The organism is Serratia sp. BIGb0163, from assembly GCF_024809935.1.
In the GTDB taxonomy this organism is placed as follows: domain Bacteria; phylum Pseudomonadota; class Gammaproteobacteria; order Enterobacterales; family Enterobacteriaceae; genus Serratia; species Serratia quinivorans.
In genome coordinates this window covers 353,988-375,021 of the sequence record NZ_JANUDZ010000004.1, presented here as the reverse complement: position 1 = coordinate 375,021, position 21,034 = coordinate 353,988, and the positions used below count along the sequence as shown (strand labels likewise).

Here is a 21,034-nt window from a genome sequence, read left to right as displayed (position 1 = left end):
GAGTCTTGTGAGCAACACGCCAACCAATATTCTGATTGTTGAAGATGAAAAAGAGATCCGGCGTTTCGTCCGTACCGCCCTGGAAAGTGAAGGCCTGCGGGTGTTTGAAAGCGAAACGCTGCAACGCGGGCTGATTGAAGCCGGCACGCGTAAACCGGATCTGATTATTCTCGATTTGGGGTTGCCGGACGGCGACGGGCTTAACTATATCCGCGATTTACGCCAATGGAGCGCCATTCCGGTCATCGTGTTGTCGGCACGCAACGCTGAGGAAGACAAAATCGCCGCGCTGGACGCCGGGGCGGATGACTATCTCAGCAAGCCATTTGGTATTGGCGAATTGCTGGCGCGCGTGCGGGTCGCGTTGCGACGTCATTCCGGCAGCCTGCAGGAAAGCCCGTTGGTCAGCTTCTCAGAAATCACCGTAGATCTGATTAATCGCCGGGTGCTGCGCCAGGGGGAAGATTTGCATCTGACGCCAATAGAGTTTCGACTGCTGGCCGAGTTGCTGGCCAACTCCGGCAAGGTGTTGACCCAGCGGCAGCTTCTTAGCCACGTGTGGGGGCCGAACTACGTCGAACACAGCCATTATCTGCGAATTTATATGGGCCATCTGCGGCAGAAACTGGAGGCCGACCCGGCCCGGCCAAAACACTTGCTGACCGAAACCGGCGTCGGTTACCGCTTTATGCCTTGAGGTTAATGGGCGCAGCATGCAGCGCCCCTACTGTTGTGGGCCTTTCTTCAACCCTATCATAAATTCCTTGAACGCTTCGCGCAGCGGTGCAAATACCGGATGCTTGCGGTTTTCGATCATCACTTCGGAAAACAGCTTAAGGCCAACGGCAAAGGCCGCACTGTTGTTCTCGCCAAAGTTCAGGTCTTCACGCGCTTTGATGCGCTCAACGATTCCAAGAATGTCGTCGTGGTTTTCTACTTCAAAACTCAGTGGCGCTTTCTCTACCGGCTCGCCTTTGCGATCGCTTAAGGCTTCAACGGTGATGCGGAAACGGTGGCCTGGCATTATTCATTCTCCTGTGCCGTCGGGGTAATGTTCATTTCGCTTTCAATCGCCGCCACGGCGGTCAGCAACGCAGCATTAATGCGTTCCACCTGCTGCGCGGAAAGATCGGCACGCATCACGTTGCCGCGTAGCAAACTGCGCAGGCGGTTCATGGCATCAGAGATGCCCTCTGCCAGATTGCCGTGATGATGATGACCGCGATCGGCACCTGCCAAACGGGCCAGGATCACGTCGACAACGGCCTGGTGCTTTTGTAATTCATTCTGCCCCAGTTCGGTGATCTGATAACTCTTACGGCCGTTGCTGCTGGTGATTGGCTCGAGGAAATCCTGTTCTTCCAACAGCGTCAGCGTCGGGTAAATCACCCCCGGGCTTGGCACGTACAGACCGGAAGAAGCCTCATCAATGGCCTTGATCAGTTCATAACCGTGGCTCGGTTTGCGTGCCACCAGCGCCAACAGCACCAACCGCAGGTCCCCATGTTCAAACATGCGGTGACGCCCCCCCCGGCCTCCGCGTCCGCCCCGGCCATGCTCTTCGCCGTGATCGCCGCCAAAGTGATGACGTCCGCCGCGGCGGCGATGATGATGACAGTGCCCTTCTTCGTGCTCAGGATGACCGCCGTGACGACGGTGTGAATCTAAACGGTGAAACATAGCTATACCTCTCAATAGATAGTTAGTTGACGAGGTGGTTTAGATATATCTAAACGACTTCGATATAGCTAATCTAGATCGATATATCTAAATGCGCAAGCGCTGTTCGTAAAATAGATATATCTAAATTGCAGGCATAAAAAAAGCGCTGTAAAAACAGCGCTTTCATCGGGAGTGGGGAAAACTTACTTGGCGGAAGCCAGCACTGCGCTGACGATCTCTACCGCTTCGTGCTCGATCTTTTCGCGATGTTCGGCCCCCAGGAAGCTCTCACAATAAATCTTGTAAGCCTCTTCGGTACCGGAAGGACGCGCTGCGAACCAGCCATTGTCAGTCATCACTTTCAGGCCGCCAATGGATGCGCCGTTGCCCGGTGCTGCGGTCAGACGTGCGGTGATCGGATCACCCGCCAGAGTATCGGCCTTGACCATTTCCGGTGACAGCTTGGACAACGCGGCTTTCTGCGCTGAGGTTGCCGGCGCCTGAATGCGGTTGTAGCTCGGTGCGCCAAAGCGTTTGGCCAGATCTTCGTAGTGATTTTGTGGGTTTTCACCGGTGACTGCGGTGATTTCCGCCGCCAACAGACACATAATCATGCCGTCTTTATCGGTAGACCAAGGTTTGCCGTTGAAACGCAGGAAGGATGCCCCAGCGCTCTCTTCGCCACCAAAGCCCAGGCTGCCATCGTACAAGCCATCGACAAACCATTTGAAGCCCACTGGCACTTCCACCAGTTTACGGCCCAGAGAGGCGACCACGCGGTCAATCATTGCACTGGAAACCAGCGTTTTGCCCACCGCCACATCGGCACCCCACTGTGGACGATGCTGGAACAGGTAGTTGATGGACACCGCCAGATAATGGTTCGGGTTCATCAGGCCCTTCGGCGTAACAATGCCGTGGCGGTCGTAATCCGGGTCGTTGGCGAACGCCAGATCGAACTTGTCACGCAGCGCCAGCAAACCACCCATCGCCGGCACTGACGAACAGTCCATGCGGATCACGCCGTCGTGGTCCAGGTGCATAAAGCGGAAGGTCTGATCGATAGAGTCGTTCACCAGCGTCAGATCCAGCTTGTAATGCTCGGCAATACGCTGCCAGTAGGCAATGCCGGAACCGCCAAGCGGATCGACGCCTAACTTCAGGCCGGCACGCTGGATAGCAGGCATATCGACAATATCCACCAACCCTTCGACGTACGGCTGCACCAGATCTTGTGCGTGTACGCGGCCGCTGTTCCAGGCCTTGTCCAATGACTGACGCTGAACGCCTTGCAGCTGCAAAGACAGCAGTTCATTGGCGCGCTTTTCAATCACCGAGGTCAGATTGGTGTCGGCCGGGCCGCCGTTGGTCGGGTTATATTTGATGCCACCGTCTTCCGGGGGATTGTGAGACGGGGTAATAACGATGCCGTCGGCCAATGCCCCACCGTTGCGGTTATGGCACAAAATGGCATGGGATACCGCAGGGGTTGGCGTGAAGCCGTTATTTTCCTGCACGACAACATCGACGCCATTGGCGGTCAACACTTCCAGTACAGAAATAAAGGCAGGCTCGGACAGCGCATGAGTGTCTTTGCCCACGTAGCATGGGCCGGTCACCCCTTGCTGATGGCGGACTTCCGCAATCGCCTGCGCAATAGCGAGAATATGGTTTTCATTAAAGCTATGACGCAGAGCGCTGCCGCGATGGCCCGAAGTACCGAACTTCACCGCGTGTGCCGCATTGCCCGCTTCAGGTTGCAGTACATAGTACTGCGACGTCAGCTGGGCTACGTTGATCAAATCGCTTTGCTGAGCCGGTTGCCCGGCACGTGGATTATTCGCCATCGACATATCTCCCTATCCCTGTCCTGAGGCCTGGCAATATGTCGCTCACGGCCACCATGACGGGCTGTTCGCTAAATTAGATAGTGCCGCAAACTTTTTCTGTCAGTTCCGCTGGGAACTGCATAGCCTGCATGATGTGTTCCACCATGCTGCGTTTACGACCGGTATTGGTATTGGTGATCACCCAGTAAGGGGTGCCCGGAACGTGCTTTGGTTTGGTGTGCGTTCCGTTTGCCAGCAGGGTTTGCTGATCGCCGGCAAAATAGGTGCGGGTACGGCCATGTAACGCCTCGGTCGCCGTGGCAAAACCGGCCGCGTCGAGGGTATACAGGGTGGAAAGTACCAGCATAAAACGGTTCACCGCTTTGTTCTGCTCGGCATATTCATCCGACAACAGCAGCTCACGCACGGCACGTACGCGATCGCGCGGGCGCGACGCGGCAACAATTTTATCCTGTTCAGCGCTCTGGGCACTGGCTGCCGGCACCGCACGTAACGGCTGACCTGCGGTAAATTTCAACATGCGGCGCAAAATATCGGACGCGCTCTCACCAATATGTTGCGTGTGGCTGGCAATATAACGGTAGAGCTCTTCGTCGACTTCAATAGTTTTCATCTTTATCCAGTACTGTTTTTTTCTACTTAGAACCTGAAGCCAGATCCTGCATTCAAGCCATGGGATTATAAGGTTAAAAGCGCAGATGCGAACATCACAATGTGCCTCAACACGGCAAAAGCAGACAATTACCTAAAGCCTGCCTGGCATCGGCTCTGCCAACCCAGCACCTTATCATGAAAAATCCGCGTTATACCCTATGGATTTCAAGTCGCAGCTAGGCGACCAACTCGCTCATCCCCAGGCGCTTACTCAAGTAAGTAACTGGGGTGAGCTAGTGCAGGTAACAACGCTGCGGCTTGAAAGGCGACGGGTATTTTCATCGTGTGTTTTAATCATGATACCCTAATCTGAATCTCACTCAGTATGAACTTCGCCATGAAATTACATTATCAACTGCTGGCCTGCGAGTCCGATGCTCTGCCGGTTGTCCTGATCCACGGGCTGTTTGGCAATCTGGACAATCTGGGCGTGCTGGCGCGCGACCTGAACCAACAGCACAGCGTGATTAAAGTCGATCTGCGCAACCACGGCCTGTCGCCACGTTCCGAGGTGATGACCTACCCGGAAATGGCGCGTGATCTGCTGACGCTGCTGGATGATTTGCAGTTGGACAAGGTCATTGTGATTGGACACTCGATGGGCGGCAAAGCGGCGATGGCGCTGACGGCAATCGCACCTGAGCGAGTGGAAAAACTGATCGTTATTGACGTGGCACCGGTGGATTATCAAACCCGTCGCCACGACGAGATTTTTGTCGCCTTACAAGCCGTAAGTGCGGCCGGTATCACCCAACGCCAGCAGGCGGCAGAACTGATGCGCGGCTACCTGAAGGAAGAAGGAGTGATCCAGTTCCTGCTGAAATCCTTCCACCAGGGCGAATGGCGCTTTAACCTGCCGGTGCTGATCGAACAATACGAAAACATCACCGGCTGGCAGGAGGTTCCCGCCTGGCCACATCCCACATTATTCATTCGTGGTGGTTTGTCGCCCTACGTGCAGGACAGCTACCGCGCAGATATTGCCCGCCAGTTCCCGCAGGCTCGCGCGCACGTAGTCGCCGGCACCGGGCACTGGGTTCATGCGGAAAAACCGGAGGCGGTGCTGCGCGCTATTCACCGTTTTCTCGGCGAAGCCTGAGTCGACCAGCCCTTTAGCCTGATGCGTACAGCCGCCTAAAACAATCATCTGGTGAAAAAATGCGCTAAAGATAACGGCTTAGCACGTTTTCGGCTCAGTTAAGCATTGTCGTTGCTCCACCTGCTGGGGTAATATGGCGCGCTATAATTTTGCCGCCGTGTCGAGCGTGTTGATTAACGCCTGGCTGGGGGTGAATTTGGGTTAGGGTTTATTGGCCCGAAGTGTGTTAACCGAACCATCCAGAAGCGTCTACGCGCTTTTAGATGCAAACTCCCTTGCAGTACCGCTACCTATGGCAAAAGAACAAACGGATCGCACGACGCTGGATCTGTTCGCAGATGAACGCCGTCCGGGGCGCCCGAAAACCAACCCGCTATCCCGAGATGAACAGCTTAGAATCAATAAGCGTAATCAGCTTCGACGCGATAAAGTCCGTGGCTTACGGCGTGTGGAACTGAAGATCAACGCGGATGCGGTGGACGCTCTGAACAAACTGGCGGAACAGCGGAACATCAGCCGCAGCGAGCTTATTGAGCAAATGCTGTTGGCACAACTGGCGGACGACCAGCCAGAACATTGATCATTGCAGCCGCACATGCGGCGCGGCGTTAAGGATGACGCCCGATCAACATCATTTTATTCCACCCGGTATCGCATAAACGTGATAAAACCCCGGGGTAAATTTCTGGCATGATACGCAATTACCGGTGAGGGCTCCCCTTGCCATGGCATCATTTTAATCGGTGTTATCGTGGTCAGCGCTAACATCGTGTAATGCAATTTATTGAATTTAAAGGTTATACGCGATATGGCTAATGTAGGCATTTTCTTTGGCAGCGACACTGGCAATACCGAAAACATTGCCAAGATGATCCAGAAAATTCTTAAGCAACAGTTCGGTGACGATGTGTGCGAAATTCACGACATCGCCAAAAGCAGCAAAGAAGACCTGGAAGGCTTCGACATTTTGTTGCTCGGTATTCCAACCTGGTACTACGGCGAAGCCCAGTGTGACTGGGATGACTTCTTCCCAACGCTGGAAGACATCGACTTCAACGGCAAGCTGGTAGCCCTGTTTGGCTGCGGCGATCAGGAAGACTACGCAGAATATTTCTGTGATGCGATGGGCACCATCCGCGACATCATTGAACCGCGTGGCGCTGCCATAGTCGGCCACTGGCCAACCAAAGGCTATCATTTCGAAGCCTCGAAAGGTTTGGCAAGCGACAGCCACTTCATTGGCCTGGCGATTGACGAAGACCGTCAACCTGAACTGACCAATGAGCGTGTTGAAGGTTGGGTAAAACAAATCGTCGAAGAGCTGAGCTTGGCCGAAATTGTCGGCTAACGCCAAAGGTTGAACAAAAGCCCTGCAAAGTGCATAGTGTTGCCGGCAGGGCCATCATTGGCAGTACTGATTACTGCAATCGAAGATACATATTTGTAACTTCCCACATCGTCAAGGTAGACTGAGTTATCGGTTTATCCCGCCCATCAAGACGTTGCGTGTGTAACATGCAATAGTGCAATTATATCTTTGTTAACAACCGGCGGTTTCTATTTAGGTCAACCGGTTCTATAATGAGACGCAATTAACTCTTTGTGCCGACCGATGCCACAGGCGAGAATGCCTCAACTTGATTAGCATAGTAACAGGACTGAATCCGCATGACTGACAACAACACCGCATTGAAGAAGGCCGGCTTAAAAGTCACGCTTCCGCGACTCAAAATCCTGGAAGTACTGCAAAATCCGGAATGCCATCACGTCAGTGCGGAAGATCTGTACAAAAAACTGATAGATATGGGCGAAGAAATTGGCCTGGCTACGGTTTACCGCGTACTGAACCAATTTGATGATGCCGGCATTGTGACCCGTCACAATTTCGAAGGCGGCAAGTCCGTATTCGAACTAACCCAGCAGCATCACCACGATCACCTGATTTGCCTGGACTGCGGCAAAGTGATCGAATTCAGCGATGAATCTATCGAAGTTCGTCAGCGTGATATCGCCAAGCAGCACGGCATCAAGCTCAGCAACCACAGTCTGTACCTGTATGGCCACTGTGAAGCCGGTGACTGCCGCGAAGACGAAACTCTGCACGATAAAAAATAATGCCCTCAACCGGCATTGAGAACCGCCTTCATGGCGGTTTTTTTATGCCCATAGCCCGGTGACGAACAGATAAAAAAATCCCCGGACAGGTCCGGGGAAAGTTCACAGCTTGAAATACAACAATTGCAGCGGCACTTCTCTCTCGCTTCCCACTTACACTCACTTCACCGTCAACTCACCCGCCGACACGCGGATGGGCAAACCTCTTCACAGCTCATACTCAAGAAACAGCAGCCGATCAAAAAATAACGACCAGGCCTGATCGAACACACCCCGGACACGGAACCCCTTGTTCAGATAGATTTGGCTGGCCTCACTGCTTTGCCATACGCACAGCACGATATTTTTCGCCTGTTGCCGATCTGCCTGCTGCTTTATCAGGGCAAACATCTGATTAAAATGCCCTTGCCCGCGGAATTGGCTCTCAATTGCCAGACTGCAGATAAAATAATCGTCAGCAGCGCACTGGCTTTGCACAAAGCGATCGTATGCCTCATCAAGCGGCCTCATTTCATCGCGATAAAGGTAGTCCGCTTTTATGCCATACAGTTCGCTAACGGTGGCCGCGTTGAAAAAGCCGACAAACTCTCCACGCCGGTCGTAAGCCACCGTGATCAACCCCAGATAAGGCTCAATATTTTGCGCCTGCTGTAACGACACCAGATCCAGCCCGGCCCGGTTGCCAACAGAACAGTACTCCAGGTAACTGGTGGTGAAGATTAGCTTCGCCATACGAGTCTTATCGACCTCACTGGCCTGCCGCCCCGGTAGAAAATGCAAAGCCCCGCCCGGCTCCGGCACCACCGCTTCCCCTATTCCAGTGGTCGGACACCAGTAATTCCCCGCCATAATCTGCCGTCGGTTATCAGCGATCAGGTATTCCCCAAAAAGCTGGTTTACCCGATCAAGCCGGCGGTCATGGGAAAGCACGGAATAATAGTGGTAATGGTCAATATCGGAACGGATCTGCGCTGGATAGGCCATACGCGGTACTTCATCGACGGTAAATATTTCCGCATAACGAGCCAGATCCAGCGGCTGTTCGAGCTGCCAATCCAGCTGTTCCAGGCGGCTGACGCATTGCTGGTAGCTAAACTGTTCCTCCTGCGACAGCGGTAGCCGCTCATTGGTGATCACATCTTCCAACAGGCGCATGCCACGAATACCACAGGTGACTGCCTGTGGGTGCGCATCATAATGGACGCCATAATCCTGACAGAAGCGGTCGTGACTGAGGAAGGACCGGCCTATGTGGCGACTCCACAGCTGATAAAAGGGATCGAACAATTTCCGCTCATAAACCGAATTCTTGTCCGGCACTTCACCGCTTTGCGCCGCATAGATCTGATCCAACCCCGCCAACATCCGGCACAGCGAGATATCTCCTTTGCGGCTGATAATCATGCCGGTTTCATCGAGAAACAGATTCAACCAGCTAACATGGCTGACTTCCCCTGCGGGCAGAAACTGAAGATAATCCGGTAATTCTGGCTTGGTCAAAAACAGCGTCGCCGATCGATGAGGAAGGGTATCGATATCCATGTACAGCCCCCCCATCTCGATCAAAATCAGAAAACGGAAGTAGTCGGAAAGCGTGGCGTAATAGCGCTTATCGTGCAGTTGATGGATAAAGCGCAGGTTGTCGCCGACCCTTTTTTGCGCCAGTTCGCTCAACGAATGCACCTGCAGGCGATGATTACCGGCATCATACTCCCCCAGGTAGCCGCCTTTTATCACCGGTACGGGGATGAAATACGCATCCCTTGCCAGTTGCTGCGCTTCCCAAACCCATAACATGCCGACCCAGTCATTCGTCTCGGCGCTAGCCACCACCTGCTGTGCGTCGCCCCACTGGGAGATAACCTCTCTGGCATCGTCAGGGATAGCGCCCCCCAACCAGATACGGTGCAGCCGTTTTTCACTCGCAGCCAGCGGACGAGTGGGCACGCAGAACAACGAAGAACAGCGTTCGGCATTGAATAAATGCCCGTGCGCTGCCCGCCACTCGCGCAGTTGAGCGACACCGCGCTGAAAACTTTCCAGCCGTGCCGGTGAGGTCTGGCGCTGATATTTAGCGAACTCAAACTTCAGCTCGCTGATCCGCGCTTCGTATTCTGCCCGGAACAGATCATCCTGCAGAACACCCAGATGCCCGTCGTTAAGCTTCATCGGCCAGCATCCTTATCGATGGCATCGATGCACAACGGCTGTAACCCTGCGGATTTTTGCTTTGCCATGACCAAGCATCACACACCATTTTTTCCAGACTGCGTTTAGCTTGCCAGCCCAGCTTTTCTGCCGCCAGCGATGGGTCGGACCAACACTCGGCAATATCTCCCGCACGCCGGGGATTAAATTGGTAGGCGATTTTGAAGCCACAGGCGCGTTCAAACGCCCGAATAATCTCCAGCACCGAGTAGCCTTTGCCGGTGCCCAGGTTATAGACGTTAAAACCTGGCTGCAGGTTATCCAGCGCTTTCAAATGCCCTTCGGCCAAATCCATAACGTGAATGTAATCACGTACCCCGGTACCATCGCTGGTAGGGTAGTCGTTGCCATACACCGGCAACACCGCGAGTTTGCCAATAGCCACCTGCGCCAGATAAGCCAGAAGATTATTGGGAATGCCGGCGGGATCCTCACCAATCAAGCCGGACTCGTGCGCCCCGGCCGGATTAAAGTAACGCAGCGCGGTGATCGCCATCTGCGGGGCCGTGGAAGCGAACTCCGCCAGGATCTGCTCGACAATCAGCTTGGAAGTTCCATAAGGATTGGTGGTCTGCCCAACACGGCAATTCTCCGTCAGCGGGGTATATTCCGCCGGTCCATAAACGGTGGCCGAAGAGCTGAAAATAAATTGCTTAACGCCGGCATGGCGCATTCTGTCCAGTACGATCAATGAGCCGGAAATATTATTTTGATAATATTTCAGCGGTTCTTCGGTAGATTCCCTGACCGATTTCAACCCCGCAAGATGAATAACCGCATGAACATCATGCTGACGAAATATATGATCCAACAAATGGTGTTGCTGGATATCCCCATGATAAAAATTCACTTTTTTACCGGTTAATCGCTCGACCCGAAACAAAGACTCTGACGAACTGTTGGACAGGTTGTCCAGTACGACAACTTCCTCCCCCCTTTCCAACAGCGCCAACACCGTATGCGAGCCGATATAACCGGCGCCGCCCGTCACCAATATAGCCATCATATTTCCTTGTTTATGCTTAAAAATAAACGATTCACTCAGAAACCACCTAAACTTCCCGGGTTTTAAAACCGACAGGTAAAGCAATACAAAGCAGTAATATGGCTAACAGATAAACGGAGGAATGCGGCCCGTATTCGGTCAGGATCCCTTGTAATATTCCGGCCAGGATCACACCGGTAGAAATACTGTTGGTGAATAAAGTGGCGGCCATGCCCGCCCGTTCCGGCATCAAGTCCTGGAAATACAGCATGCCGACGGTGGCAATAATGCCGATAAATATCGCGTTGAACAGCTGCCAGACCAACAACCCGGCGGCCGAGGTAAACCACAGCATCCCGGCATAAAACAGTATGCCGGCCACCATGGCCCCCGCCATCATCAGGCGCTTGCCCACCCGGTTTACGTAGCGCCCTACCAGGATCATGATCGGGATTTCGATCGCGGCGGCGACGCCCATCATCCAGCCGGTCAGACTTTGCGGCAAACCCAACTCGGCAGTGATATACAACGGCACATCAATCAGATACATGGCGCTGCAGGTCCACATCAATACCGAGGCGAAAAACAACCGGCTAACGTCTTTATCGAAGACCGTTTTTTGCGGTATGCCGATTTCATTACCCACAGGCGGGCGGGTGACCTCGGGTAATATCCACCAGGCCAGCAGCGTGACCAGCAGGAATATGCCGGCAGCAAACATAAACATGGCCGTGAAGCCATAATTCACCACCAGCATAAAAGCCAATGGTGGGCCAAAAACCCAGGCCAGAGAAAGTTGGGCGCGCATAATGGCGCTAAACATAGCGACGTTTTGCGATGACCGCTCCCCATACTCACGCGCCAGAGCGAATAATTGCGGTATCGCCGTATTGGCTATGGCAGTTAACAACACGCCAGCGGTAATTAACGTCAGATAATTGCGATTAAAAGCAAATAACAGACAGTTTCCCGCCGCCAATAAATAACAGATTAAAATCAAATGGCGCCGGTCACGCTGGCGATCTGATTTTTTTGCCAGCAAAAAACTGACAATAATACCGACCCCGGCGTTTACTGCATAAAAAAAACCGACCCATAATGACGTCACCCGCACCTCGGTGGTGAGGAACAGGCTCAGGGTCGGTATTTGCAGCGCCCCGGCAATGCCGGAAAAAAAAGCAACGACCATAAAGGTCAGCCGTATCGAATTCATCGCTGATTACCGCCGGTCGCTGCTGTTAACGATCAATAACGGCCCACCTGCGAACAGACGGGCCGTGGTTTATGATTTACACTTTCTCGGCGCGGCTATAACGCTTGCCGTCCGGACTGACCGCACGGACCAGCACCTCGCCGCTGACCCCAGGTTTAGCCTTGGCATCGTAGCGCTGCCATTGCTTACCGCCGTCGGTGGAATACTCAATGCCCAGACCCGGCAACGAGATATTGGCCTCCAGCTTGCCACCCACTACACGGGCGCCTGGTACCGGCAACCGATAGCTCACGCCGCCCTTGTCCAGTTTCGCCAACTCGCGCTGGCCAAGAATATTGGCAAAGCGCAGCCAATCGCGGTCCAGTTTTTGGCTATCGATAAAGTGGGTTTCGCCGCCTTTATATTCACGCCCCGCCTGGTAATCCTGCTCCCAACTCGCCCGGTGCCATGCACGCTCGGCCACCGACAGTGAACGCGGGAAGATCATGTATTCCATTTGATCGTCGGTACGCTGAGTTTCACTCCACATTTGGGCAGAAATGCCGTAAGCACCCGGCCACGGTTTGTCACTCTTGGCGGTAAAGTGATTGCCATCGCGGTCAACCGAGGTTTCGGCGTTCTGCGGCAGGTTGTTCGGCGCGAAGCTGAACATTTTCTGCTCGTCACTGAAACGGGTGCCCCAGTAGTAACCGCGCTCGTCCGGGTTCACCTCATACGGGAAGTCCATATAGACGTAATCCGGGTTGGAGAGGATCACTTCGTAGCCTTTGTTCGCCCAGTCATTGGCGCTATCAAAACCGCCCCAATACAGCGTATCCCAGAAGTTCACCCCAACGCGTTGGGTGGCGAAGGCCTTGGCGTTTTTCGCATCTTTCAGGCCGTCCTGCCAGGCCTGCATTCTGTCGATGCCATGCGCTTTCACCAGTTGACTGACTTCCACGCCAAAGTAGCTTGGCAGATGTTCCATATCGGCGACTTTGCCGTCTTTGATCATCTTTTGGCACACCTGGGATTTCGCCCAAGGCTTATCTTCTTTGCTCTGATCGATGATGCCTTTGCCTGCTTCTGGCTTGGTAAGGTCGGTATAGCCTGCCCCCAGGCGAATGTTTTTCGCTTCGTCGCCGCCAAAGTGCCAGGTGCGCAGCGGCTGCCCGGCCTCTTTATGCATCTGGGCAATTTCACCAATCACCTTATCGACAAAGCGCTTGGACGAATCCAGGCAAGGGTTAAGGTAACTTTGACGGTTAAAATACTGCACCGAGGTGGTATTGGAAGTATCGGTCGGATCCACCAGGCGGAACTCATTGGCCTGCTGCTCTTTACCGGCGGCATGCAGCTTTTTATAGCGGGCCTCCATCGAGACCACGGCGGCACGGGCATGTGCCGGCATATCGATTTCCGGGATCACTTCAATCTGACGCGCCTGGGCGTATTTAATGATCTCGATGTAATCCTGACGCGAGAAGAACCCGCCATACACCTCTGGCCCCTGTCCGTACTGTGGCAGCAGGCAGGTAGTTTCGCTCAGGTCATGGCAACGCTGCCCCCCGACTTCGGTCAGTTCTGGCAAGCCTGGGATGGCAATACGCCAGCCTTCGTCGTCGCTAAGATGGAAGTGGAATTTATTGAGCTTATAAGCCGCCATCTGATCGAGTAAACGCAGTACCGCATCTTTCTGATGGAAGTTACGTGCTACATCAAGGAAGATTCCGCGGTACTGGAAGCGTGGTGCATCCCTGGCCTCCAGAGTGGCGATTTTAGCGCTGCCGTCGGTCGGAACCAGCGACAAAATAGACTGTAGGCCATAGAACACCCCGGCCTGATCGAAGCCGATAACTCGCGCTTCCTTATTGCCAATTTTCAGCTCATAGGCTCCCGGCACGGCCAGTTCACCTTTAAATTTACCCGGCTGAATATCGGTTTTGATCGGGTAGCCCGCCGCGTTATGGGTTATGCCCAACAGTGCAAAACGTTGAATGGCTGCGTCCGCTGCCGGTTTGGCCAGCGCACTCAACTCCAGCGCCACGCCGTTGTTCAGACTCACATCTTGTGGATGTACTTTCACTTGCAACGGCGTCGGCACGATCTGGCCGCGCAGCGAAGCTGCAGGCAAGGTTTTCAACTCGGCGTTTTTGGTAAAGCGGGAGGCCGGAGTCATCAGGATATTGTTGTCATCCTTGATGCGCTTCCATTGGTCGCCACTAAAGGGGGTCACAAACTGGCTGAGATCTTCGGTATCGGTATTGACCAGAATTTTTGGCTTGGCATCGCCAGAGGTGGCGTACCAACGTGGTACGAAGTCGGTTTTAAACAGTTGCCAATATTCGGCAATAATCGGGATCTCAACCGTTTGACCGGCCGGGAAGCCGGTAAATTTATCGGTAGGTTCCAGTTTGTACAAGTCACCGGTCAAATGAGCTATTTTGAACTGATCGTTATCCACCCGCATGGTCTGACGGGCGCTGTGGAAGTAAATCGCCCAGTCGTGACCTTTGATCTCCTGATGATCGTTGGTCAGGCTGATCAACACCTTGTTGCAGGCCGCCCAGTCGGCACCCAGCTTACCGCAATCCAGGCCGCTGTCGGCGGCCCGGTTATCGACCATTTTCAAATTCAATTTTAACTGGCTCAGTTGATCCACCAGCGGCTGATTGGCCAGCGCATTCCCCGCGCTGCCAAATAATCCAACGGTTGCCGTTAATGCGGCAAGCGTACTCAATTTGAATTTGTTCATTTTTAACATCATCCTTAATTATTGTTATCGTGGATCTCTTGCCAAATTTTGCCGCACTGGGCGTCATAAGCCTGACCGTTACCACTGTGAACCGCCTGAATGCAGTTCTGATAATCCATCACCCGCACCGTTTCTTTTTCGGCAAACTGCTGGTGTTGCTTCTCTTGTTTCAGCACATTCAGCACCGCCTGGCACGACTGCAGTTTTTCCGGTGAGCCTTCTGCGGTATTAATGCAGGCGCTGTAGGCCTGTTTCAGCTTGGCATCTTCCGGTGGTGCGGTTGGCTGTGCGCAGGCGCTCAACGTGACGACCGCGGCTAACATCAGCATGATTTTTTTCATCGTTATATTCCCGTTAAGTGTCAAATACGCTGTCCCCGGCGCTGCCGCCGGGGAACCCATCAGAAAATGGTAAATGGCGCGATAACCATGAATTTGACGTCTTTCTCATCCTGGAAGATGTTGCCGTAACCGCCACCCCAGCTTGGGATGTTGGTGTGGTTGTCATACTGGGTGTAGTGCAGTTTCAGCAAGGTGCCTTTGGCGCGACCTTCCTGAATGGTGTACAACGCGTCCAGGCTCCAGGCGCTCTCTTTCAGGCGCTGGCTCTGGTCATACATTGGGTTGGTGCTTGGCTTGGCGTCCCAGGCATAAACATAAGAACCGCCCACCGCCATGCCCGGCAGGTTCCAGTTGCTCAGGTCGTACATTACCCCGGCGTAAACCGCTTTTTCGCCGTTGGCGTTAAAGTCGGAACGGTTATCCCACCAGACGTCGAGACGACCGTTGGAGGAGGCGTAAGTTGGGGTCATACGTTGCAGGAAGTAACCCTGGTTGCCCTCGGCCTTGACCATGGTTCCTTCCAGACGCCAGTTGAACTGACCGGTGGTGTAACCGAAGGTCAGCGCCTGCAGCCAGGCCAGGCCGTCGTAAATGCTGTTCGGGTCGTTCTTGTCGCTGATACGGTCTTCGGTACCGTAGAACTGGTAGCTGGTGGTCAGCGGGTTGCCCACCAGATCGAATTTGTAAGATGCCTTGGTGAAGTACTGATTCACATAACCTTCGGCCTGACCAAAAGCGGCCTCCAACACCAGGTCGTTTTTAAAATCGTACTTGGCACCCAGTGAGTGCAAATAAGAAACGCCGGTGGTTTTATCGTTCTGGCGGAAATCATCCATTTCGATATGCCATGGCGCTTTGTATTTATCTGTCCACATGTAGGAGAAACTCAAAGCACCGGCATCGCCGTAGTCAAAGTTTGCTCCCGCTTCAGCGCCCCGGTAGGTACCCGGCATAAAACTCCAGTGTGGGGCAATCAGCGTTTGCCCGCTTGGCTGGATATAACCGGCGCGTGCCCAGACGGGGCCATACTTGAATTTACCGGCGGCCTTGTACAGGCTGATGCCGCCTTTGTCGCCGGAGTAGTCTTCATCATAGGTACGGTTTTTGGAGGAGAACGCGATTTCATTCGGGTGGCCGCTGGCGCTGGATTCGGCCAGCTCAATGGCGGTAAAGGCCCCCACGTCCAAACCGAACATGTCCCAGGCATAGCCCGAGGCGAAATCCAGGCTCAGGTTGGCGGTCGAGTGTGACAGGTTGGTAGTGTATTTATTGTAATCGTCACTGGTCGGGTTGAGATCTTTACGGTCACGTTCACGCTGCCAGTAATACACACCGCCGGTCATCGTGGAATCATCGATAAATCCTGCGGCTTTCGCCTCAGGGGCCATGGCAAACCCTGTTCCCAACAGCGCACCCGCGACTGCGAGCGCCAGCGTTTTACGCTGAGCACCGTGCGTACCCATAATGAAATTCCTCTTTGACTTAACTTTAAAAGTTGCAGTCGCCCGTGTTCACCACTGCCCTGCACGACCGCTAATAAAAAACCCAATCGGGTAAAAAATATTGCTGACGGGTTAAAATCCCACAGCACTTATTGCTACAGACAGACTATTTTTCGCGACGCGAATTATCAAATGAATTATGAGAGAGATTTGTCAAAGTATGACAAAGAGCACATATCGATGAGATTATGTTACGTGGCTATGCAAAGAGGCTGTCGAATAAAAAATTCAATAAAATCAGAATAAAATTTAATATCAGGTCAATCAGAGACGATTAATGGTTTCAGCCTAAGCAAAAAGGTCAGCCAAAAGAAAAAACATGAGAGCGCTCTCTAAATGACATTAATTCGCATCACGAATATATAAGACAATGTTATATGACTAATGATTTTTATCAAGAAATTGCTGATAACAACCCTTCGATAAAAAATTAAAAATAGATTGAGGAATTAAAAGCATTAACGGGGAGAAAAACCGGGCTGGCGGACAAAAAAAGCGCAACCGAAGTTGCGCTCAGACTACTGACAAAGCCCGTTATTAGGGAGAGCGTGCCGAAGGGGTCGTAGCGGCTTGCCCGCCGGAGCGCCCCTCGGTGCGCTAGGCCCGGGTATCTCGGATTCAAAGACAACTTTGTCATCAAACTCAGCGCAACCGAAGTTGCGCTTTATCGCATTAGCTTTTGATCAGCACTCAGGCGCCAATTTTAGCCCAGGTATCGCGCAGGCCCACGGTGCGGTTAAACACCAGATGCTCGGCCGAAGAGTGACGGTTGTCAGCACAGAAATAACCTTCACGTTCGAACTGGTAGGCTTTTTCCGGCTGTGCGGCCGCCAGACTTGGCTCAACAAAGCCGTGCTTGATAACCAGTGATTCCGGGTTAATGGTGGTGAGGAAGTCCTCTGCCGCCGCCGGGTTTGGCACGCTGAAAAGACGGTCATACACGCGAATTTCCGCCGGCAACGCATGCTCGGCAGACACCCAGTGGATCACGCCTTTCACCTTGCGGCCATCGGCAGGATCCTTGCTCAAGGTATCTGGATCGTAGCTGCAGAAAATAGTGGTGATTTCACCTTCAGCGTCTTTCTCAATGCGTTCCGCCTTGATCACGTATGCATTGCGCAGGCGAACTTCTTTACCCAGCACCAGCCGTTTGTACTGCTTGTTGGCTTCTTCACGGAAGTCGGCGCGATCGATATAAATATCACGGCTGAATGGCACTTCACGGCTGCCCATTTCCGGCTTGCTCGGGTGGTTAGGCATGGTCACCATTTCCACGCCGGTGGTCAGGTTTTCAATGACTACCTTCACCGGATCCAGCACGGCCATCGCACGTGGTGCGTTCTCGTTCAGCTCTTCACGAATACAGGCCTCAAGCGCCATCATTTCGACGTTGTTATCCTGCTTGGTCACGCCGATACGCTGGCAGAATTCGCGGATTGACGCAGCGGTATAACCACGGCGACGCAGGCCGGAAACGGTCGGCATACGCGGGTCATCCCAGCCCTCAACGATTTTCTCGGTCACCAACAGGTTCAGCTTGCGCTTCGACATGATGGCGTACTCAAGATTCAGACGTGAGAACTCGTACTGACGCGGATGACAAGGGATGGTGATGTTATCCAGCACCCAGTCATACAGACGGCGGTTGTCCTGGAACTCCAGCGTACACAGCGAATGGGTGATCCCTTCCAGCGCATCGGAAATGCAGTGGGTGAAATCGTACATCGGGTAGATGCACCATTTATTGCCGGTCTGGTGGTGTTCTGCAAATTTGATACGGTACAACACAGGATCGCGCATCACGATAAACGAGGAAGCCATGTCAATCTTGGCACGCAGGCAAGCGGTCCCTTCGGCGAATTCACCGTTACGCATTTTTTCAAACAGCGCCAGGTTCTCTTCCACGCTGCGGCCACGGTACGGGCTGTCTTTACCCGGCGCAGTCAGGCTGCCGCGATATTCACGGATTTGCTCAGGCGACAGTTCGTCGACGTAAGCCAGGCCCTTGTTGATCAGCTCCACCGCATAGTTGTGCAGTTGATCGAAGTAATCCGAGGAGTAACGAACGTTGCCGCTCCACTCAAAGCCCAGCCACTCGACGTCATGTTTGATTGACTCAACGAACTCGATGTCTTCTTTCACCGGGTTGGTGTCATCAAAACGCAGGTTGCATTGGCCCTGGTAATCACGAGCGATACCGAAATTCAGGCAGATGGATTTCGCATGGCCGATATGCAGATAGCCATTTGGCTCCGGCGGGAAACGGGTATGGACTGACTTGTGTTTCCCGGACGCCAGATCTTCATCAACGATCTGACGGATAAAATTGGTTGGGCGGGCTTCAGCCTCACTCATTTCACTATTCCTCAATGCAAAGCGCTACTCATAACCGCCTATGTTCCAACAAGCCACGCCCGGAAACAACCGTTTGTTTCACGAAAAATGCGGAGCATTGCACCACAACAGGTCAAGGCCCCCTGACCGGACAACCGCTGCCCATAAAAAAGCGGGAAGAGATTGCTCTCTTCCCGCCAAAGGTAGGGTGCGTTCCGTCATGACTCGTTAAACACCCCGGGTACTACTCAGGTAAAACGGTTTATTTCTGGATCTCGAACAGTTTGGTCTGGCCGGCTACTACAGAACCGGTCGCCAGCGCCGTCAGACCGGCGTAATCGTCAGAGTTGCTGACCACTACCGGGCTTATCATCGAGCGGGCATTGGCGTTCAGGAACTCCAGATCCAATTCAAGGATTGGCTGGCCGGCTTTCACCTCAGCCCCCTCTTCAACCAGACGTTTGAAGCCCTGACCGTTCAATGCCACGGTGTCGATCCCCATGTGCACCACAATCTCCGCGCCCTTGTCGGTTTCCAGACAGAAAGCGTGGTTGGTGTTGAAGATTTTCACGATGGTGCCATCTGCCGGAGCTACTACGGTTTTGTCGGTCGGGCGAATCGCCAGGCCGTCGCCTACCGCTTTGCTGGCAAAGGCTTCGTCAGGCACCTGATCCAGGGCCACGACTTCACCGGTCACCGGGGCCACCAGCGACTCGAAGGCCACCTTCGGCGTATTAGGCACTGCCTGCGATTTAACCGCAGCCACGCCTGGAGCCGGTGCCACTTCTGCCGCAGGCACCGGGCCGGCAGCAATCACCGCACGCATGCCGTCAGCAATGGCTTCGGCTTTAGAACCCACGATAACCTGAACGGTTTGCTTGTTCAGTTTCACCACGCCTGATGCACCCAGGCGTTTACAGCTGGCATCCAGCACTTTAGAAGAGTCTTTAACGGTCAGGCGTAAACGGGTGATACAGGCATCAATGCCGGTCAGGTTGTCAGAACCGCCGATGGCACCAATATAGCTGCGGGACAGTGCGCGCAGGCCTTCATCGGTATTGCTGTTGGCTTCAGGTGCGACGACATCGTCAGACGCATCTTCACGGCCCGGGGTTTTCAGGTTGAATGCACGGATAATGACGGAGAACAGGACGAAGTACACCGCGAAGGCGACCAGACCCATCAACACCAGCATCCAGACGTTCTTGCTCGCAGCCGGCAGGTTGTACATCAGCACATAGTCGATGGCACCTGCAGAGAAGGAGAACCCGGCGTGAATACCCAGTAAGGTGGCTACAAACAGGCTGATACCGGTCAAAATGGCGTGGACCAGATACAGCAGCGGAGCCAGGAACATGAACAGGAATTCAAGCGGCTCGGTCACACCGGTCAGGAATGCGGTCAGCGCAACGGACAGCAGCATACCGCCAACCATTGGGCGACGTTCTTTCGGCGCAGCGAAGTACATGGCCAATGCCGCACCCGGCAAACCGAACATCATGATCGGGAAGAAGCCTGACATGAACATCCCGGCAGTACCGTCACCCGCGTAGAAGCGGTTGATGTCGCCATGGAAGATGGTACCGGCAGCGTTGGTAAACTCACCAATCTGGAACCAGGCAATGGTGTTCAGCACCTGATGCAGACCGGTTGGGATCAGCAGACGGTTAACGAAGCCGAAAATACCGGAACCGATAGCGCCCATCGAAACAATCCATTCACCGCCTGCGTGGATCGCATTTTGTACCGGTGGCCAGATATAACCAAAGATGGCAGCAAGGATTAAACAGAAAAAGCCGGTAGCGATTGGGACGAAACGCTTGCCGCCGAAGAAGGAGAGGAACTCGGGCAGTTTGATGCCGGACCAGCGGTTATAGACCGCACCGCCCACCAGGCCGGTAATGATACCCGCCAGCACACCCATATTGATCGCCGGGTTAATGGTGACCATCGCCTTGGTCAGGATGAAGTAACCCACCGCGCCCGCCAATGCGGCTGAACCGGCATTGTCTTTCGACCAGGTTGCCGCCACACCGATAGCAAAGATTAACGCCAGGTTATCGAAGATTGATCCACCGGCCTGTGCGATGAATGAAATATTCAGTAAATCAGGCTGGCCGAAGCGTAGCAAAAGCGCCGCAACGGGCAGTACTGCGATTGGCAGTTGTAACGACCTGCCCAATCTTTGGAAAAAGCCGAGTATGTTCACCTTAATATTCCCCCTAATGCCCTTTAATGAGCTTTATCATATTTTACGCAAGCGCCATCACACACTGCGATTAACTCTGGACGAACGACAACACGTGGAGTGTAAAAAAATTATTTCGTATCGCAAAT

Annotated in this window: 17 protein-coding genes; 5 read left to right on the top strand and 12 right to left on the bottom strand. The window is 53.5% G+C overall.

Annotated elements, in window-relative coordinates; translation table 11 throughout:
• Window positions 1-7 precede the first annotated feature (7 nt).
• Window positions 8-697: a two-component system response regulator KdpE gene (gene kdpE / locus M2406_RS16935; protein WP_012005681.1), complete on the top strand. Its 690-nt coding sequence runs from the start codon at window positions 8-10 to the stop codon at window positions 695-697.
• Window positions 698-724: 27 nt separating this feature from the next.
• Here kdpE and M2406_RS16930 read toward each other — a convergent pair whose 3' ends face one another.
• The 4 genes from M2406_RS16930 to seqA form a co-directional block, all read right to left on the bottom strand.
• Window positions 725-1,024, bottom strand: a complete 300-nt coding sequence (locus tag M2406_RS16930; RefSeq protein WP_012005680.1) for a DUF3861 domain-containing protein — start codon at window positions 1,022-1,024, stop codon at window positions 725-727.
• Window positions 1,024-1,680, bottom strand: coding sequence for a PadR family transcriptional regulator (locus tag M2406_RS16925; RefSeq protein WP_012005679.1), 657 nt, complete (start codon window positions 1,678-1,680; stop codon window positions 1,024-1,026). Before M2406_RS16925 ends, M2406_RS16930 begins: the two co-directional genes overlap by 1 nt.
• A 185-nt stretch (window positions 1,681-1,865) precedes the next feature.
• Window positions 1,866-3,509 (bottom strand): phosphoglucomutase (alpha-D-glucose-1,6-bisphosphate-dependent), encoded by a 1,644-nt coding sequence (gene pgm, locus M2406_RS16920; protein WP_259190725.1) that lies wholly within the window; start codon window positions 3,507-3,509, stop codon window positions 1,866-1,868.
• Window positions 3,510-3,585: 76 nt separating this feature from the next.
• Window positions 3,586-4,125: a replication initiation negative regulator SeqA gene (seqA, locus tag M2406_RS16915; protein ID WP_012005677.1), complete on the bottom strand. Its 540-nt coding sequence runs from the start codon at window positions 4,123-4,125 to the stop codon at window positions 3,586-3,588.
• Window positions 4,126-4,491: 366 nt separating this feature from the next.
• On the opposite strand from seqA, the gene ybfF reads away from it, so the two are divergent.
• The 4 genes from ybfF to fur all read left to right on the top strand — a co-directional run bounded on the left by ybfF (window position 4,492) and on the right by fur (window position 7,380).
• Window positions 4,492-5,265: an esterase gene (gene ybfF / locus M2406_RS16910; protein ID WP_259190717.1), complete on the top strand. Its 774-nt coding sequence runs from the start codon at window positions 4,492-4,494 to the stop codon at window positions 5,263-5,265.
• 292 nt (window positions 5,266-5,557) lie between these two features.
• Window positions 5,558-5,845, top strand: a complete 288-nt coding sequence (gene ybfE / locus M2406_RS16905; protein WP_012005675.1) for a LexA regulated protein — start codon at window positions 5,558-5,560, stop codon at window positions 5,843-5,845.
• Window positions 5,846-6,073: 228 nt separating this feature from the next.
• Window positions 6,074-6,613 (top strand): flavodoxin FldA, encoded by a 540-nt coding sequence (gene fldA, locus M2406_RS16900; RefSeq protein ID WP_012005674.1) that lies wholly within the window; start codon window positions 6,074-6,076, stop codon window positions 6,611-6,613.
• 320 nt (window positions 6,614-6,933) lie between these two features.
• Window positions 6,934-7,380 (top strand): ferric iron uptake transcriptional regulator, encoded by a 447-nt coding sequence (gene fur, locus M2406_RS16895; protein ID WP_012005673.1) that lies wholly within the window; start codon window positions 6,934-6,936, stop codon window positions 7,378-7,380.
• A 207-nt stretch (window positions 7,381-7,587) separates the two neighbouring features.
• On the opposite strand, the gene M2406_RS16890 is transcribed toward fur, so the two are convergent.
• From M2406_RS16890 to nagE, 8 genes are all read right to left on the bottom strand, one after another.
• Window positions 7,588-9,549, bottom strand: a complete 1,962-nt coding sequence (locus tag M2406_RS16890) for a TcdB toxin N-terminal helical domain-containing protein (RefSeq protein ID WP_259190716.1) — start codon at window positions 9,547-9,549, stop codon at window positions 7,588-7,590.
• Complete coding sequence (galE, locus tag M2406_RS16885; RefSeq protein WP_259190769.1) at window positions 9,539-10,591, bottom strand: UDP-glucose 4-epimerase GalE; 1,053 nt, start codon at window positions 10,589-10,591, stop codon at window positions 9,539-9,541. Before galE ends, M2406_RS16890 begins: the two co-directional genes overlap by 11 nt.
• 49 nt (window positions 10,592-10,640) lie before the next feature.
• Window positions 10,641-11,786, bottom strand: coding sequence for an MFS transporter (locus M2406_RS16880; RefSeq protein ID WP_259190715.1), 1,146 nt, complete (start codon window positions 11,784-11,786; stop codon window positions 10,641-10,643).
• A 76-nt stretch (window positions 11,787-11,862) separates the two neighbouring features.
• Window positions 11,863-14,520 carry a beta-N-acetylhexosaminidase gene (locus tag M2406_RS16875; RefSeq protein WP_259190714.1) on the bottom strand — a complete coding sequence of 886 codons (2,658 nt, stop codon included), beginning with the start codon at window positions 14,518-14,520 and terminating at the stop codon, window positions 11,863-11,865.
• Between the two features lie 14 nt (window positions 14,521-14,534).
• Entirely contained in the window at window positions 14,535-14,861 is a 327-nt protein-coding gene (gene chiQ, locus M2406_RS16870; protein ID WP_012005668.1) for a ChiQ/YbfN family lipoprotein, read from the bottom strand.
• Window positions 14,862-14,920: 59 nt separating this feature from the next.
• Complete coding sequence (locus tag M2406_RS16865) at window positions 14,921-16,324, bottom strand: chitoporin ChiP (protein ID WP_012005667.1); 1,404 nt, start codon at window positions 16,322-16,324, stop codon at window positions 14,921-14,923.
• Between the two features lie 729 nt (window positions 16,325-17,053).
• Window positions 17,054-18,718, bottom strand: a complete 1,665-nt coding sequence (glnS, locus tag M2406_RS16860) for a glutamine--tRNA ligase (protein ID WP_012005666.1) — start codon at window positions 18,716-18,718, stop codon at window positions 17,054-17,056.
• A gap of 241 nt (window positions 18,719-18,959) precedes the next feature.
• Window positions 18,960-20,906 (bottom strand): PTS N-acetyl glucosamine transporter subunit IIABC, encoded by a 1,947-nt coding sequence (gene nagE, locus M2406_RS16855; RefSeq protein ID WP_012005665.1) that lies wholly within the window; start codon window positions 20,904-20,906, stop codon window positions 18,960-18,962.
• Window positions 20,907-21,034: the final 128 nt, after the last annotated feature.

Bases quoted from the DNA above. Each gene is read 5' to 3' on its own strand.
- M2406_RS16930 (WP_012005680.1), bottom strand. From the start codon at position 1,024: ATGCCAGGCCACCGTTTCCGCATCACCGTTGAAGCCTTAAGCGATCGC.
- M2406_RS16925 (WP_012005679.1), bottom strand. From the start codon at position 1,680: ATGTTTCACCGTTTAGATTCACACCGTCGTCACGGCGGTCATCCTGAG.
- pgm (WP_259190725.1), bottom strand. From the start codon at position 3,509: ATGGCGAATAATCCACGTGCCGGGCAACCGGCTCAGCAAAGCGATTTG.
- seqA (WP_012005677.1), bottom strand. From the start codon at position 4,125: ATGAAAACTATTGAAGTCGACGAAGAGCTCTACCGTTATATTGCCAGC.
- ybfF (WP_259190717.1), top strand. From the start codon at position 4,492: ATGAACTTCGCCATGAAATTACATTATCAACTGCTGGCCTGCGAGTCC.
- ybfE (WP_012005675.1), top strand. From the start codon at position 5,558: ATGGCAAAAGAACAAACGGATCGCACGACGCTGGATCTGTTCGCAGAT.
- fldA (WP_012005674.1), top strand. From the start codon at position 6,074: ATGGCTAATGTAGGCATTTTCTTTGGCAGCGACACTGGCAATACCGAA.
- fur (WP_012005673.1), top strand. From the start codon at position 6,934: ATGACTGACAACAACACCGCATTGAAGAAGGCCGGCTTAAAAGTCACG.
- M2406_RS16890 (WP_259190716.1), bottom strand. From the start codon at position 9,549: ATGAAGCTTAACGACGGGCATCTGGGTGTTCTGCAGGATGATCTGTTC.
- galE (WP_259190769.1), bottom strand. From the start codon at position 10,591: ATGGCTATATTGGTGACGGGCGGCGCCGGTTATATCGGCTCGCATACG.
- M2406_RS16880 (WP_259190715.1), bottom strand. From the start codon at position 11,786: ATGAATTCGATACGGCTGACCTTTATGGTCGTTGCTTTTTTTTCCGGC.
- M2406_RS16875 (WP_259190714.1), bottom strand. From the start codon at position 14,520: ATGAACAAATTCAAATTGAGTACGCTTGCCGCATTAACGGCAACCGTT.
- chiQ (WP_012005668.1), bottom strand. From the start codon at position 14,861: ATGAAAAAAATCATGCTGATGTTAGCCGCGGTCGTCACGTTGAGCGCC.
- M2406_RS16865 (WP_012005667.1), bottom strand. From the start codon at position 16,324: ATGGGTACGCACGGTGCTCAGCGTAAAACGCTGGCGCTCGCAGTCGCG.
- glnS (WP_012005666.1), bottom strand. From the start codon at position 18,718: ATGAGTGAGGCTGAAGCCCGCCCAACCAATTTTATCCGTCAGATCGTT.